Annotated in this window: 13 protein-coding genes; 1 reads left to right on the plus strand and 12 read right to left on the minus strand. The window is 47.8% G+C overall.

The window, feature by feature from the left end; translation table 11 throughout:
• Positions 1 to 22: 22 nt before the first annotated feature.
• From BUB30_RS15950 to BUB30_RS15960, 3 genes are read right to left on the minus strand one after another with little or no spacing between them, the layout of a single operon-like run.
• Complete coding sequence (locus BUB30_RS15950) at positions 23 to 592, minus strand: carboxymuconolactone decarboxylase family protein (RefSeq protein WP_073135854.1); 570 nt, start codon at positions 590 to 592, stop codon at positions 23 to 25.
• A 5-nt stretch (positions 593 to 597) separates the two neighbouring features.
• Positions 598 to 1,179 (minus strand): cupin domain-containing protein, encoded by a 582-nt coding sequence (locus tag BUB30_RS15955; RefSeq protein ID WP_073135856.1) that lies wholly within the window; start codon positions 1,177 to 1,179, stop codon positions 598 to 600.
• A gap of 11 nt (positions 1,180 to 1,190) precedes the next feature.
• Positions 1,191 to 1,415: a 2TM domain-containing protein gene (locus BUB30_RS15960; protein WP_073135858.1), complete on the minus strand. Its 225-nt coding sequence runs from the start codon at positions 1,413 to 1,415 to the stop codon at positions 1,191 to 1,193.
• A gap of 182 nt (positions 1,416 to 1,597) precedes the next feature.
• On the opposite strand from BUB30_RS15960, the gene BUB30_RS15965 reads away from it, so the two are divergent.
• A complete protein-coding gene (locus BUB30_RS15965) occupies positions 1,598 to 5,743 on the plus strand; it encodes a hybrid sensor histidine kinase/response regulator transcription factor (RefSeq protein ID WP_084138169.1) in 4,146 nt (1,381 codons plus the stop codon).
• Positions 5,744 to 6,323: 580 nt separating this feature from the next.
• Here the strand turns inward: BUB30_RS15965 and BUB30_RS15970 are convergent.
• The 9 genes from BUB30_RS15970 to BUB30_RS16015 all read right to left on the minus strand — a co-directional run bounded on the left by BUB30_RS15970 (position 6,324) and on the right by BUB30_RS16015 (position 15,332).
• Entirely contained in the window at positions 6,324 to 6,923 is a 600-nt protein-coding gene (locus BUB30_RS15970) for a hypothetical protein (protein WP_073135860.1), read from the minus strand.
• Positions 6,924 to 7,143: 220 nt separating this feature from the next.
• Positions 7,144 to 7,515 (minus strand): hypothetical protein, encoded by a 372-nt coding sequence (locus BUB30_RS15975; RefSeq protein ID WP_073135865.1) that lies wholly within the window; start codon positions 7,513 to 7,515, stop codon positions 7,144 to 7,146.
• Between the two features lies 1 nt (position 7,516).
• The gene (locus BUB30_RS15980) at positions 7,517 to 8,272 is read right to left on the minus strand and encodes a hypothetical protein (RefSeq protein WP_073135870.1); all 756 of its coding nucleotides are present in this window, start codon (positions 8,270 to 8,272) and stop codon (positions 7,517 to 7,519) included.
• A gap of 156 nt (positions 8,273 to 8,428) precedes the next feature.
• Complete coding sequence (locus BUB30_RS35455) at positions 8,429 to 9,124, minus strand: hypothetical protein (protein WP_221408728.1); 696 nt, start codon at positions 9,122 to 9,124, stop codon at positions 8,429 to 8,431.
• A gap of 117 nt (positions 9,125 to 9,241) precedes the next feature.
• The gene (locus BUB30_RS15990) at positions 9,242 to 9,829 is read right to left on the minus strand and encodes an SMI1/KNR4 family protein (protein ID WP_073135874.1); all 588 of its coding nucleotides are present in this window, start codon (positions 9,827 to 9,829) and stop codon (positions 9,242 to 9,244) included.
• 180 nt (positions 9,830 to 10,009) lie between these two features.
• Positions 10,010 to 10,747 carry a tail fiber protein gene (locus tag BUB30_RS15995; RefSeq protein ID WP_073135876.1) on the minus strand — a complete coding sequence of 246 codons (738 nt, stop codon included), beginning with the start codon at positions 10,745 to 10,747 and terminating at the stop codon, positions 10,010 to 10,012.
• 336 nt (positions 10,748 to 11,083) lie between these two features.
• Complete coding sequence (locus tag BUB30_RS35180) at positions 11,084 to 11,317, minus strand: hypothetical protein (RefSeq protein WP_073135883.1); 234 nt, start codon at positions 11,315 to 11,317, stop codon at positions 11,084 to 11,086.
• A gap of 84 nt (positions 11,318 to 11,401) precedes the next feature.
• Positions 11,402 to 14,488: a T9SS type A sorting domain-containing protein gene (locus BUB30_RS16010; RefSeq protein WP_084138170.1), complete on the minus strand. Its 3,087-nt coding sequence runs from the start codon at positions 14,486 to 14,488 to the stop codon at positions 11,402 to 11,404.
• A 118-nt stretch (positions 14,489 to 14,606) separates the two neighbouring features.
• Entirely contained in the window at positions 14,607 to 15,332 is a 726-nt protein-coding gene (locus tag BUB30_RS16015; RefSeq protein WP_073135888.1) for a hypothetical protein, read from the minus strand.
• Positions 15,333 to 15,468: the final 136 nt, after the last annotated feature.

Consider the following 15,468-nt stretch of genomic DNA (forward strand, 5'->3'; position numbering starts at 1 on the left):
GAATGTTTTTGCAAAGCCGAGTTTATCGGATGTTGTCGGGTGCCGGCATATCGAATCCGTTTAAGATCATCGCCAGAAGACTGTAGCCGCCGATCAGAAAGAAAAGCTCGGCCACGCCCTCACGCCCTAGCAGGTGTACGGCCCATTGATAGGTTGCGTCAGGAACAATGCGTCCTCCGGCCAGCGCACTGGCGATGTCGTGGGCAACGGTTTCCTGTTCGTTCAATCCTTGAGGCCGTCCGCCTGCGGCGAGCGTTGCAATAGCATCGGGGGGAAGGCCGAACGTCATCGCCATGATCTCATGTGCATAGAGCTCGAAGCGGGCACCGAACGCTGCCCCGATCGTGAGAATAGCTACTTCACGTACCCGTTTTTCAAGTGTCGCGTGAATGTCCAAGGTTCGTATGAAGCTTAATGCCGGGACGCCGAACTGCGGGTAGTGTAGCATGGGCGGAAAGGGCCCAAGCAATGCTCCTTGCTCGTCGATCATGGTCACCTGGCTTTGGCTCCGGCCAATGAGTTTGGCGATCTCGTCATGCACGTGACGGACTTCGACACCCAGGGTATCGGGTGGTAACGGTTTGATGCGCATCGTTTTTATTTTTTTGTCGGTGCAATTTCCTGTGAGAACCGGCCATCGATCAGGACAAAAGCCATGCGGCAGAGCTTTCCTGAGCGGTTAGCCCAGGCGTGGTTTGTACCGTTTTGAATAATAACATCGCCGGCCTTGAGGGTGGTCTCGCCGCGATCGAGCACCATCGTGATCTCGCCTTCGAGCACGATGCCGTAGTCCACCGTTTGTGTGCGATGCATTAATGGGTGGGGAGCGCCAGCCTGCGAAGTCGAGGCGCTTTCGTTGCCCATGGATTTGAATTTCGCCAGGGCATCTGCCCCGGTAAGTTTTCGGATCTCCTCTCCTTCCGGTGGGAATTCGATAACCCGTATCCGGGTGCCGTTTCCGGGAGGGGCCAGCACCAAACGATCCTCGTCTGGAGCACCGGGCTGTGCCGTGATCAAAGCAGGTGTCTCCGCGGTGTGCCATACTTCAAAGAAAGTAGGACCACCGGGCCCGCCGATAAGCTGTGTCGTCATCGGTGGCAGGTTGGGAATAATAATGGCTTTCCCATCGGCGTCATGACCTGTCACGATGCGCCGGAATAGGTTTGGCTGTTCGTTCATTCGATTGCGATTTAATTGTTAACAGGTTTTTTGAAAACAAATGCGCCGAGGTAGTGAAAGAGTACGCCGATGGCCCATGCCGGTGTTGACCAGAGCGGCCACGGATACGTTGTGTCGGTGAGGTACCAAACCAGCCATAGGGCCGGTGTGGCCAGCAGAAAAACAAGAAGATGAATTCTGAAGCCCTTCTTCAAATTCACATTTGCGGTAGCAGGCCAGTGAGATGGATGTGTCATAAGATTTAGATTTAGTGTGATCGATTATTTGTTTTTGCCTGCACAAAGATTGTAGGCGGACCGGCGAGGAAGGGGCGAAATTCGTTTGGAAATAGGGGTACAAATGTCCTGATCGAATACATCGCCACCGACAGGGGCGCATTTTTTTTAATTTTGCTTAACTTGAGTTGCACCTAAAGCCTATGAACTTTACGACAACGGCCAGGCGTAAATATTACCTTGTATTATTAATCACAGGGCTTCAGTCCAGTTTGCTGGTTGCGCAAACAGGTCGTGTCAATTTTAAACACCTTTCTTATCGCGAAGGCCTGGTGCAAAGTCCGGTTTCGGCATTCCTGCAGGACGATCAGGGTTTTATTTGGTTCGGCAATCTGAAAGGCCTTACCCGTTATGACGGCTATGAGTTCAAAACATTCGTGCACAGCGTTTCTGATACGACCAGCATCAGCAACGATCGCGTTAATGCTGTTTTTATGGACAGCGAAAAAACCATCTGGGTGGCCACCGCGCACGGGTTAAATCGCTTCGATCGCGATCTTGAGACCTTCGAGTCCATTGACATCGTCAAGGCGAAAGGCGGCAGAAACTACATTTCCGCTATCGCCGAAGACGGCCGGAAAAACTTGTGGATCGGTACGTTCGCAGGCCTAAAGAAATTAAATAGAGCCACTAAAACGTTGGAAGAAGCCTCGCTAACGGACACCCTTTCGATAGCCCATGAGGCCGTGTACTCCTTATATATAGACCGCGAAGAAAAACTGTGGGTAGGATCAAAAAGCGGGCTGAACAGGTTTGACCCCGGTGCGAGAAAAATGCTCACGCTGCCCGTTGCCCTTCAGGCGAGCAAGCTACACCAGTCCACAAAAGTTGTGGTTACCCGGCAAACCGCCGATGGCGACTTGTGGTTCGGCACAGAAACTTCCGGCATCTTTCGGTTCAACGCTGCCAGAAATGAAATACAACCCTACACGTTCAAAGAAAATTGCGCCAATGGCTTGTCGTCCGACTGGATCAAGGATATTCTGATCTATGATACCAACACGTTGTGGTTTGCTACACAGAACGGCATTAGTCAGCTGAATACCACAACCCATCAGTTCACCAACTATCTGCACGAGCCAACCAATACGAATACGATCAGCGACAATGCAACGCGGTGCCTGATGAAGGATCGCGCATCTTGTGTATGGGTAGGCACCTTTTCGGGTGGAATTGATTTCTTTTACCCTGGAAATTCAAACTTTAACAATATCGGGGAAGCCGTCGGTCCAAAGGGGTTGTTGCATCCGCTGGTGAACGCACTGGTGGAAGACGCTGATGGTTCGCTTTGGGTAGGTACCTATGGCGGCGGCGTGACTCATGTTAATAGAAAGTTGGATGCCTTCACGCACTATTCCGTCAGGTCGCCGCGCAACGGAAGGATCATCAATGGTATCAAGTCACTGGCCGACGACGGAAAGCAGCTATGGATAGGCACCCTGGAAGGATTAAGCGTCTTACAAAAATCGCCGGGAAAAATCACGCATTTTGATATCCCCATCCGGCAGGGACGACTCGGTGAGAAGATCGTCAATACGATATTGCCGGATGACGGCGGCGCATGGGTTGGCACAAACGGAGGCGGATTGAAATTCTTCCGCAACGGGCAAACCATTCTTTCGTATTTAAATGAAGGCCGCGCCGGATCGATCGCAGACAATTTCGTTACCGCGCTCCTAAAAGATTCACTGGAAAATATTTGGGTGGGCACGCAGAATGGCTTGTCATACTACGACACCCAAAAGAAGGCGTTCACGCAACTTTATAGACGGAGCAGCGACATTCAAAGCCGTATCAGTCACAATCACGTCACCGTCTTCTTCGTTGACTCGAAGCACAGGATGTGGATTGGTACCGAAAACGGGCTAAATTATTTCGACTTAAAATCAAAAGAATTCTATCCCATCACCGACCAGTTGGGTCTTGCCGATCAATTCATTCACGCCATTACGGAAGACAAGGATCAGAACCTGTGGTTTAGTACCGATCTGGGCATTGTGAAATTGTCGTTTCGAAAATTCAGAACGCCCTTTCATGCGGATGATTTTCATTTTACGGTATATAAATCATCCGACGGATTGTCGGGCAATCAATTTTCCAACACTTGTGGCCTGTCCCTTCAAACGCATGAGCTGGCCTTTGGCGGGACGAACGGATTGTCTATTTTTTCTCCCGATAAATTGCTGACGAACACCAGTCCACCAACGATCGTGTTGACGGAAATATTGATCAACAACAAACGCGTCCCCATCGGAGGCGAGTCTCCCATAGCAAAGGCACCCACACGGGTTGACAAAGTAACGTTGAACTACGACGAAGGCCTTGTTAGTTTTAAGTTTGCTGCGCTTAATTACATCAATTCAGAAAAGAGTCAATATGCCATCAAACTTGGAGGGCTTCGGGGTGAAGACGCGTGGCAGCCCCTTGGCAACCAGCGGCTCGTCAATTTCACGAACCTCCAGCCGGGAAACTATACTCTTCAGATCAAGGCATCGAACGATGGCAAGCGCTGGGGAAACGAAATCAGAGAAGTGGCGTTGATCGTGCTGCCACCCTGGTGGAGAACCTGGTGGGCCTATGCCCTTTACGTTTTGCTAGCCATGGGTTTTGTAACGGCCGTGCTGGGCCTGATGGACTATCGCCGGCGAATGCGCGCCGACTTGCAAATGGAACATCTTCTGAATGAACGCAGGCAGGAGTTGTACCAAATGAAAATGAATTTCTTTACGAATATTTCGCACGAGATCCGAACCCCGCTCACCCTCATTCTTGGACCGGTACAGAAATTGATAGATAGTTTTTCCGGTGAACAACCCGCCCGTAAGCAACTCCACCTGATCCGGAATAACGCATCACGCCTCCTGAAGCTCGTCACGGAACTTATGGACTTTCGCAAGACCGAAGAGGGGCACATGTCACTTTATATATCGCGACACGACATCGTCCCTTTTTGCAGAAAGATATTCGAGCACTTCCAGGGGCTTGCAGACGACAAAGGCATTGCCTATGAGTTTTTAAGCCGTGAAGAATCGATTGAGCTTTACTTCGATTCAAATCATCTTGAAAAAGTGGTTTTCAATCTTCTTTCCAATGCCTTTAAATTCACCCCAGACCATCGCCAGATTGTTCTTCGTATCGAATCCCGCGAGAAATGGGTGGATATTCATGTTTCTGACAACGGCAAAGGAATTCCCGAAAATCATCAGGACCAATTATTTAAGAATTTCTACCAGGTCGATGACTCTGGCAGGCAGAACATGGGGAGCGGGGTGGGACTGGCACTTTCAAAGGCTATCGTGGAACTCCACAAGGGCTCGTTGCATTTTAAAAGCGATACCTGGACCGACGAAAAAGCCGGTAGTACCACCTTTACGGTATCGCTAAAAAAAGGGGCCGACCATTTTGACAAGACCCAGATTGTCTCCGAGTCATTTTATCCGGATGGTTACCAGGAAATGGATTCGTTTCCGGATCCTGTGCAGAACGGTGTCTCAGAAACGGTCTTTTCGGAGCAGGTGAAACCGACCATTCTGATCGCGGAAGACAATGACGAAGTTCGGTCCTTTATAGCCGATACGTTAAGACCAAACTATGAGATCAGCGAGTTCGCCAACGGATCGCATGCCCTCCTGGCCATGGAGCGCAACATACCCGACCTCATCATCAGCGACATCATGATGCCGGGTGCCGATGGGCTCGCACTGTGCGCGTCGGTTAAGTCAACGGAGAATACAAATCATATTCCGGTGATCCTGCTGACGGCGCGCTCGTCTATCGGGCACCAGGTACAAGGCCTGGCTACGGGCGCCGATGCCTACATCTCGAAGCCGTTCAATACGAAGATACTCGAACTTACTATAAAAAATCTCCTCATGGCGAAGGAGATCATGCGCGAGAAGTTTTCGCAACAGCTGATTCTTCAGCCCTCCAAGATCTCTTTAACTTCAAATTCGCCGGAGGAAAAGTTTATTGGCAAACTCATGGCGATCATTGAATCAAAAATGGACAATCCGGAATTTGATGTCGATGCATTGGTCATTGAGATAGGCATGAGCCGGTCTGTCCTTTATAAGAAGGTACAAACCCTTACCAACTATTCGGTTGCGGACCTTATTAAAGAAATGCGGCTGAAAAAGGCTGCCGAACTTTTGAAGCAGCCCTCCATGTCGGTGGCTGACGTTGCATTCTCCGTTGGCTTTAACGACCGCAAGTATTTTAGTAAGGAGTTCAGAAAACAGTTCGAAATGTCGCCATCCGAGTTTATCGATGCCCATCAATCGAAGGGTTGATACGTTTCAAAGCATGCTGTTACACCTACCCCAGCCATTTGTCACCTCTCTTTTTTGATAGTTTTTCCCAATCATCTGCACTCGCTTTCAATCCAAACACCGATAATAAATTCCGCAACGGACATTCTCAACCGGTGCAGCCCTCCATTCAGATTTATTCCCTGGTTTACGGGGTATTCGTTCACCTGATGTTCCGGATTAACTATCACATTCGAACCTCATATAACTGGCAACGGGTTACTTTTCAAGGGATCGGACATTAAGAACCATCATCAGGCCGGAATCAAGACAAGACCGTGGAGAATGATGCTTACGAAGGAATCATAGTTCATCTAAATTAAAAACAATGACAAGGAAAATGATCAGCTTTTTAATCGGCCTTTCGCTTTTTCTTCTGGTGATGACGTTGAAGATTATGCATTGAGAAAAGTGCATCATCGTGCAAGAATTACACAAGATAACGCCTTTCGCCCGGTCAAACATTATGATCATCCGGCCGAAATCAAGACCAGACCGTGGCGAATGATGCTTCTTTCGAATGGTGAGGAGAGTCGTTTGGGAACTTTGAAATTCTCAAACATTACATAGAAAAACGGAATTCTTTTTTTATGATCTCCATTTTCCCTGCCCCGCGGGGCTTGAACAAAGCAACGACCCGAAAAGCAGTCTTGGTGTACAGGTATGAGCCATAAGAATATCCGGTCTTATATTTTACATTATTCGTTACAAGGATTTTTTGTTTCTGAAGGTCCTCAATCCGTATGTGATCCACTACCTCATGCAGCACCCACGCCTCGCTATTTATCCGATCCTTTCCATAGACAGCGGTGGTTGCAGCTGTTGTGTCGGGCTCAAATAATTCCTCAATAAAAACCTGAACATCTCCATTCTTAGGCTTGTTCAGTAAAATTTTCACATCTATTACAGCGGGTTTGGAGAAATACTCATCGGTGATCCCGAAAAATTCGCGATACAATGCTTTTCCCGGATTCGTTATCGTGTCTTGATAAAATACCTGGATCGCCTTAAAGACACGTGTCGTATCCGGCGGCGGTTTACTGTCGGCCGTCGTTGAAGATCGGTTCTCAATCAAAAATACATCCGCGCAACGACCGTCATCCAACTTCCGATCAAATAACCCGGAGGCATTTAGCAGCATAAACAGAAATATTTCCGGCATGGTTGTTTCGGTGAAAGTATGATATATAAAGCAAACTCTTGCTCGTCCAAATTACCTATTCGGCACTATTCACCGCTAGAAATCTCCATTTTCCTCGTCTTCTAAATCTTGCATGAGTTCTTCACCCGCAATCACTTTCAATCTTCACGGATGTTCCGCCGCTTGATTGCTATTATTTTTTGGTCACGTTTATAACGGGAAATGCCGGCCAATAAAATATTCACAGCCTTTTGTATAGTGTTGATCCGATTTTAAGTTCTTCAAAAGAATCAAAACTAACCTTGTAGGTCACCGGTGGCTCGTCTCCCGGCGATTTTGCCAGTCGTACACTGTCGTTCACTTGAACTACTTGCAAAAACTGAAAGGTGATGCTATCGTTCTGAATTCGCCAGGTACCCTTCTCCACGGTAGCGACATGGTGGGCTTCGTTCATCAGATTGGAGACAAAGTCCCCGTTGGGCAAGACAATGAAGATCTCGCTTACATCCCCGTTCTTGGATCGGATCCACGTCCCTGATACATCGCGTCCCGCGTCGGAGCAACCTGCCAGCAGGACCAGGAAGAGACAGCAGAGTTGAGTTTGCCGGTGCATACTACTGAAAATGCGTTATGGTTTTGAGTTTCGTAAAAATTATTCCAGGATAGTGTCCTTCCAATTTTAACAGCTCATGGCCTTCTTTACTGATCCAGCTATAGTCAAAGCTGTCGGTGTCGTACTGTAGCTTTATCTTCCAACACTTTATTTTCACGCCGTTCGGCCCCAAAAAATCCTCTTCACTGAGAACCTCTACCGGATAATACTGGGGTGGGATTTGGCCTCCCGGGTGATAGAAGTTAATGGCTAGTTGCTGCCCGACTTTCTTAATGGGCAACAAAGCCAACGTTTCTAAGTCCATTTCGAAGCAAAATGGAAAATCCTTAAATCCCAAGGCGAAACCAGTTTTCATGTTGTGATCAACCGTATCGGCGCCGACGATCCCGCCAGGTAAATAATTGAATGCCTCCGTTCCGGATCTTAGCCTCTTTGTGTAGTCGTAGATCGTCCTCAGGTTACCACGATCAGAGAGCGTATAGACGAACTTGTTATTGACCGTATCCGCATAATATCTCATCTGTTTCACCAGGACCACGTCCCGCCCTTCTTTTTTTTCAAATCGCGTCTCGCGGTTCCACACCGAAATTTGCGTAACCGCTCCTGTTTTGGCGTTGGCAGAGGTCACCAGGTAGGTTGATTTACCGGGCTTCAAAAACTTGATCAACAGATTCCCCCTTTCAACGCTGACCGAGTCGCGTTGCGCCATTGATTCAATAGAGAATAGTAGAAATAAGAAAGCGAGTTTTGTCTTCATGTATTCGAGCTTAAATGGGTTAGGCAGATGAACGTAAAAAATTGGCAGGCGACCGTATCGGTGAACAGTTTTTTATCGATTTTCTGCGAATATCATAAAGTATTATATCCCAGGTGAGTACAAACAAAATTGCAGGTAAGCCATCTCTCGTCAGATTTATGCATCACGCCATTCAGCTTCCACGTTGCGGTATTGATCAGGGAGTTGTTTCAACGCCTCCTCTATTGAATCGTAAGGAGCGTCATTCTGAACTTCCCAATCGCTGGAGCAGCTAAAACGATATATCTGCAAGGAATCCTTGTATTGACAAATTGCCAGTCCATATATTTCTATTTCACGCTCATCGTCAACAAAGGGCATTACCCCAAAAGGTTTATTGCCCGACCAGGCCCATTTAAGAACCTGTGCCCCATCTAACGCATCGGGTGGTTCATGCAGACGTTCGCCTTTCGTCCCTCCCTCCAGGTCTGTAACTTCGACGCCGATGTCCATGGGGAGTTTATCGGTGTAGCCGCAGCTGTTGAACCAAAATGGGTTTTCCTCGTATCGCTCAACAACCTCTAAGAATTTACTCGCCATCACGCCCCACCCCCGTCCTGGAAGTTCAATCCAGTTTTTTCGGAAGCCATCGTCGGTCCGGTAGCCAGATACTTTAAAAATGTATTGGTCTACGCTTGCTAACGCGCCGTCATTCAGCTTCGATATCTTCCGGATTTCCTGGGCAAACTTTGAGATCTCATCCATCGTTCCAACGAATGTTATCTTCTCCTCTAAACGATCAATCCTTAGCCCCTTCGGGAGGGTCACTCGTAAGGTGATCTTGTTCTTTGAAAAAAGGCTAAATAAATTCATGCGTAAACTGGCTATTTCGCTCTTTGGTTAAAATTAAACCCGTTATTCATTTTTTTAACAAATGAATCATCTAACAGCGCAGCCTTTTTGCGTAGTAGCCGGTCGGGCCGCCCCAGACTAGCTATCGGGATTATCTATTAGCCTAACCGAATCATAATATTCTCCTTCGATCAGGTCCCTGAATGACCGATATCGATGCGCGCCTGGAAACCAATTCGCATAGAGCCACGCCTCCCACTCCTCTCCAAATTTCACCATCGGGTTTAACAAAATTACTGAACCATCCACCCACTCAGAGATTTGCAGGGTCTCCTTTAGAAATGCAGTCTTAAAAACTACACTTCTCTGATTTTCTCCATATACAAAATAGTCATCCTCCGTCACCGGGATGTCGTCATGCTTTTCGAATATCGCCAGAAACTCCGGATCTTTTTTCTTTGTCCAATCAATCACTTCGACCGGGTATAAACCTCCTGAAAACAGTGATATTTGTCTGAATCCATTGCTCGTCAATAAAAAATCTTTGTAAGAAGGAGGAAGCGTTGCCATCAATTCCTTTTCTTTTTCGGTTATGGCTTGTTGTTTCGCTGCCTCAAAGCCCAGCCAGTTGTCGCTCACATCGGTTTTATCGTAGTAGATCATATTCTGCTCCACCTCGTTGTGAATCTTTACACTCATTTGCCTAAGCAAGTCTTCCCATTCCATTGGTTCCGCATTAGATTGAATACAAAGAAAATCACTTTTTTGAACTAGCCGAAATACCCTGATTTCCCCTATCCCATAAAAAATACAAAGCTCAAATCTGTCACGATTTGAGCTTTTGCATTTTAAAAAGAACCAATTCTCAATGGACAATTCCAAGAAGATGGCATCGGTTCAAGCCAATTATTTCACTTTGGATTTCAGCGCGTCTATTTCCTGTTGTTGCTGAATAACATACAGCGTTAGTTCTTCTACCTTTTTGAGAAGCACCAGGTTCATTTCCTTGAGGTTTATTCCGTTCTTCTCCATCTCCGAAGCAGAAGGCACTTCCGGGAGGTGCTTATTCTTTTGCACATAGGTGTCCAGTTGGGTTAACGGGAGCAATTTATAGCTATTTTCGAAAACATAATCCGGCGGCGCTACTGAGCCCGTTAAGTCCACCTTAACTTCTTGCGCGTGGATAATCCCCTTTACCGCGAGTTTGGCATCCGGTGCAGTCGTACCGATACCCACATTTCCGTCGTGACTGATCATCATAGCGTCGAGCATGACACTGGCACCGGCGGTGCCTCCTTTTTCTGTACGGAACAGGAGACCCACGTTATTCACATTGGGACCGGTTTGATAGCGCGCAAATTCAGCATAGTAGACGGGCGAAGCGTTGTAAAGTCGCATCGTGCCGTTGTATATATTAAAATTACTGTTCGCGAGCTCAAAATTCGCCCCACTAACCGAAAGACGATCGTCGTCCAAAAGCATGAGACGTGCGTCAAAGTCCGAGGTGGCGTCGTTTGAAAAATCGAGATAGGGTGTGTGAACGTCGGTGGTCCACCGGACCTCGAGGCTTTCAGCGGGCGTCGCAGCATCAAAGGGTAAAAGCGGCGCGAGGGCTAGCAATAACAGGGATGCAGAAATTTTCATATTATTTATTTGTTTTTAAATGTGCCATTATGGATTAAGGAGGAACTCACATTTCCGCCAACGGTCAACGCCTGCTCCGTTCGGGCGACTGTCCTTTAAAATTTATCATTTCGATATATAAATCGGCGGAGAGATGATTCACGCCCGGGGAAAACTTCAATTCACAAAACAACATGCTTTAACAACGGGATTAACTTGTGGATTTTTTAAAATTGCCCTGCAAGAAAGAAAAATTTACAAGGTTTTCATCATTCTTTTATATGAAATTTTGCTCTTCCCATTCCAACGGAGCAATTCCCTTGTGAAATCGCTCCGATCATCGCTCGCATGACGTGGTCACCCGACAAAAATCCCCATCAATGTCCAAAACAATGTTATCAGTATTACCGGCCCCAGGACCATCGCAGAAAGCACAGAGAGCAGCACAATTCGCTTTTGTGAAAATTGATTGAATATTCTCGCGAATAGATATTTACACAAGAAAAAAACACCCAATCCAAATCCGATCAGGAGAAATAGCATCACAAAAGCCCCTGTGACATCGGTTCCGGCCAGGAAAAGAAATTTCATAAAGTTTGCGTTAGTGTTATGTAATTACTTTAATATCCTTGATCTCGATTCCCCAGCGGAAATATCATTCTTGCTTAACCGTAACTATTCTTTCACAAGCTTCACCTGCGAGATTTGTCTGCAATCCTTCAATTTCAAAGTATAGACTCCTTTGGGTTTGTCGGTTAGATTAAGTACGAAGTTTTCCCCGGAGTACTCTGCCGTTACTGACTGACGTTGCCCCATCGCATTAAAAAGTTCACAGTTTACGCTACAACCTGTGGGTGAAATTTTTACATAATAATATCCGGTACTGGGATTGGGGTATACAGTCGGTTGTTCACTAGTCAACTGTTCAGTTGCCGTGATCAGCTTTACGACAAGCGCTTGTTCTACCGGCATGGCCGGCATGTAGTTAGCGTTACCTTCTTGTGTGGCGCGGATCATCGTTTCGCCACTGTTGTAAATGGTAACGGTATTGCCATCTACAGAGGCAACGTCGGGATGGCTGCTGCTGAAGGTAACCACTAATCCGGAGGAAGCTGAGGCCATAAGATCAAACTGCGGGCTGTCAGTGTCTCTTTCTTCCAGTGGACCAAATGTGATTACCTGGGTGGCCTTTTGAACCGTTAACGTCTGCTGCACAGCTTTTGCAGCTGCGAACGACTCGTTGCCAGCTTGACTTGCCATGATCGTGGTGGTCCCTGTGCCGACCACTGTAATTTGACTTCCAGAAACGGTGGCGACAGCGAGATTTGAACTGGAGAACGATACAGGCAAATTCGAAGTGGCCGTTGCCTGTATCTCAAAAGCTACTTCGCCATACGTTTTGTCGGGCAGCGGATCGAACGTAATGGTTTGGCTGGTCTTTAAGCCTGAATAAATAGAGGCCAGATGCGAGCGGGGAGCGCCGTTGTAAGTATAAAAATATCCGCCTATCGCTAGCGTGCCATTCGGGTGGATGGCGATCGCGTTTACGGCGCCGTCAAATCCGGTCCCAGCATCAAACGTGGCGTCTACCGTGCCGTCGGCGTTGAGTCGCACGATGTTCTTGTGTGTGTTGCCGTTATACTTGGTGAAATAGCCGCCCACCAGAATTTTATCGTCGGGCTGCAACACAATCTTGTATACTCCCAGGTCAAAGCCGCTGCCGCTATTGAACGTGTTGTCGATGGTGCCATCAGAATTTAACCGAACGATATTGCTGACCGCCGTGCCGTTATAGGACGAAAATGTGCCTCCGGCCAATATTTTTCCATCAGGTTGGACGGCCAAAGCAAATACACGATCGGTTACACCGCTTCCCTTTAAAAAAGTATTATCAACTGTTCCGTCGGCATTTAGCCGTACGATGTGGTTAGCGCCATTGCCATTTACCTTTGTGAAACTGCCGCCCGCAAGAATTTTTCCGTCGCCCTGTACGGCCAGCACCTCGATTTCCTGGTCGAAGGCGAGGGTCGCGTCAAAGGTAGGGTCGAGTATCCCACCAGGCAAAAGCCTGGCTATTTTTTCACGCGGCACGCCATTGTAGTTTGAGAAGTATCCACCGACAAGAATCTTTCCATCGTTTTGCAAGGCCATCGAAAACACGCCACCGTCGAAGCCGGTACCTGCAGCCAGTGTGTTGTCTACACCTCCGTCGGGATTGAGCCGGATTAGCCTCTGATGTTGCTCACCTTGATAGGCCCAGAATTGGCCGGCCACCAAAATCTTGTTGTCGGGTTGAATGATGAGGTCGTTGAACGAATAGTTAAAGCCTTTGCCGACAGCAAATGTTTCGTCCAGGCTGCCGTCTTCGTTTATCCGCACAATTTTATTGCGGGCTTTGCCCAGGTATGATGTAAAATCTCCGCCGGCAATAATCTTACCATCGCTCTGAACGGCCACGGCTGTTACCTGATCGTCGAAGTGATAGGTGTCGTTTGTGTTAAACGATTCGTCGAGCGAACCATCGGCATGGACCCGTGCTATGCGCTCGCGTGTTACCCCGTTGTAGGAGGTAAAGCCACCGGTCGCCAGAATTTTATTGTCTGGTGCCAGTGCTAAATTTGTCACGAGCGCGCTGGCGCCCAACCCGTCCTTGAAGTTTGGGTCGACTGCACCGTTGGCAGTGAGGGCAACGAGGGAATGATACTCTTTTCCCTTGAGGCTGTTGAAAGACCCGCCCACGAATATTCTTCCATCCGGATGCACCAACACGGTGCTAAGGGCGGTGGCACTTAATTCGCCGGCATCAAAATCAGTATCCAATGTGCCGTCGCCGTTCAGACGGGCCACGGCGATCCTCTTTACGCCGTTGTAGGTTGAGAAGTCGCCGCAAACGACAATTTTTCCATCGGCAAGCAGTTCAAAATCGTTTACGCGTCCGTTAAAACCCAGGTTGGTATCGAATGAAAGATCGCGGGAACCGTTGAGGTTCAACAACACCATGTCATACGCCGCAGCACCATTAAATTGTTCAATAAAGCCCCCTACAAAAATTTCCCCATCGGGGCGCTGCATCAATGCATTGACCAATATGTCGACACCGGTTCCGATGGAAAAGGTATTGTCTACGCTGCCATCAGCATTCAACCGCACCAGGTTCTTCGACGAGGTTGCGTTTTTGGCTGTAAAATTTCCTCCCACCACTAATTTACCATCGGCTTGTCGCAGCACGGTATGCACAACCGGCATGAAACGGGGCATGCCTAGCGGATCAATAAAGAAACTATTCTCACTGCTAAAGGAATTGTCTCGACTACCATCAGCATTTAGTCTTATCAGCCCGTGCGCGGCGCTGCCGTTAAAGGAAACAAAGTCGCCGGCCACTAAAATCTTTCCATCGGGCTGAACGACAATGTCGACCACCACCAGGTCGTACAAATGCTCATATCCAAAACCGGAACCTGTACTGAATGTATGGTCTACGGTTCCGTCTGCGTTGAGGCGTGCAATGCCGCCCAAAGCTTCACTTTGATAATATGTAAATCGTCCGCCGATCAGGATCTTCCCGTCGGCCTGAACTGTGGAGACATAAATTTCGCGTTGGGCTCCGACAAGGCCGGGATCTGCTGCATTAAAGTCGGGGTCGAGCGTTGCGGCGGTTTGGCCTAGCGCGCCCGGTATGAATGTCAACAAGAAAAGGCTAAAGAAGATAAATGGAATTGAATTGAGTTTGCTTATGCGTAAGCTGGTTACAACAGTATTCATCTTTGGTTGGGATAGTAGCGTAAAACCTTATGGCGTTTGATACCATCTCAAAGTTAAAATTTATTGACTCAAATGGTTCCGTGCAACGCACTATATTTTTCGCTAACAAACTTGTGACTCAAAACGAAACCGTAAAATTCAATCCTGTATTAACAAAGGCCAAATTAAACTCTGATTGTATGTTGTTCAGGGTTCCAACGGTCGTTTTCACCCTCTGCCTACCCGCGGAGTAATCCGCGAAACATCCCATCTCCATATTGTGGGAAAGTTTCAGACCAAACTGCAATCCAAGCAGGAAGCTAAAGTTGGGCGAGGTCTTGAAATCCAACAATTCGTTAAAGACCTTGTTCCCTTGCGTGTCGTATACGCTGATGACAAAGGAGTCGATGTTGGCGAACATAAACCCGATGCCGGTTTTTATGCCCAGGTAGGTCATTTTCGAGAGCGGTATCTCGAAATACGGGCCCAGGGTGACCACCAAAGGATTGTAGTTTGCCTCGGCCACCTCTGTGCGATCGCCAAGCGATGCGGTGAAGTCATCCTGTAAGGCGACGTTGTCGAGCTGATTTTGCTGATACGACAAGTGGAAGAGCATATAGAATCCCATGGGCCACGCGTTCGCCCGCGCTTTGTCTTCGAACTCGGCGCCCCAGCCATTTTTCGCAAAGCTTCCGGAATTGCTTAGGCTGGTCGATTTATACTTGCCGGTGGGGAAGCTTCGGAAAAATCCCATCGCGTATTTATTCTGACCAAAATTCGTCGTCGGGAGGCTGAACAAAAAGACGATGGCTATCCCGAAGGTCTTTATGTTGTGCTTCGCGAGCCGATGTGTTTTTTTATTCATGCCTGGTATTGAAACATCATACTTTTTCTTCGGAAGGACAGTTTGGACTCCAGGGCCGGCACTTGATTTTTTAAATGACAAAATGGAGTCGAACGTGGCGAAGGACGGTATGGAGAGTAAAATACAAAAGGATGGT

Origin of the sequence: Chryseolinea serpens (assembly GCF_900129725.1) — a bacterium.
GTDB classification, from domain to species: domain Bacteria; phylum Bacteroidota; class Bacteroidia; order Cytophagales; family Cyclobacteriaceae; genus Chryseolinea; species Chryseolinea serpens.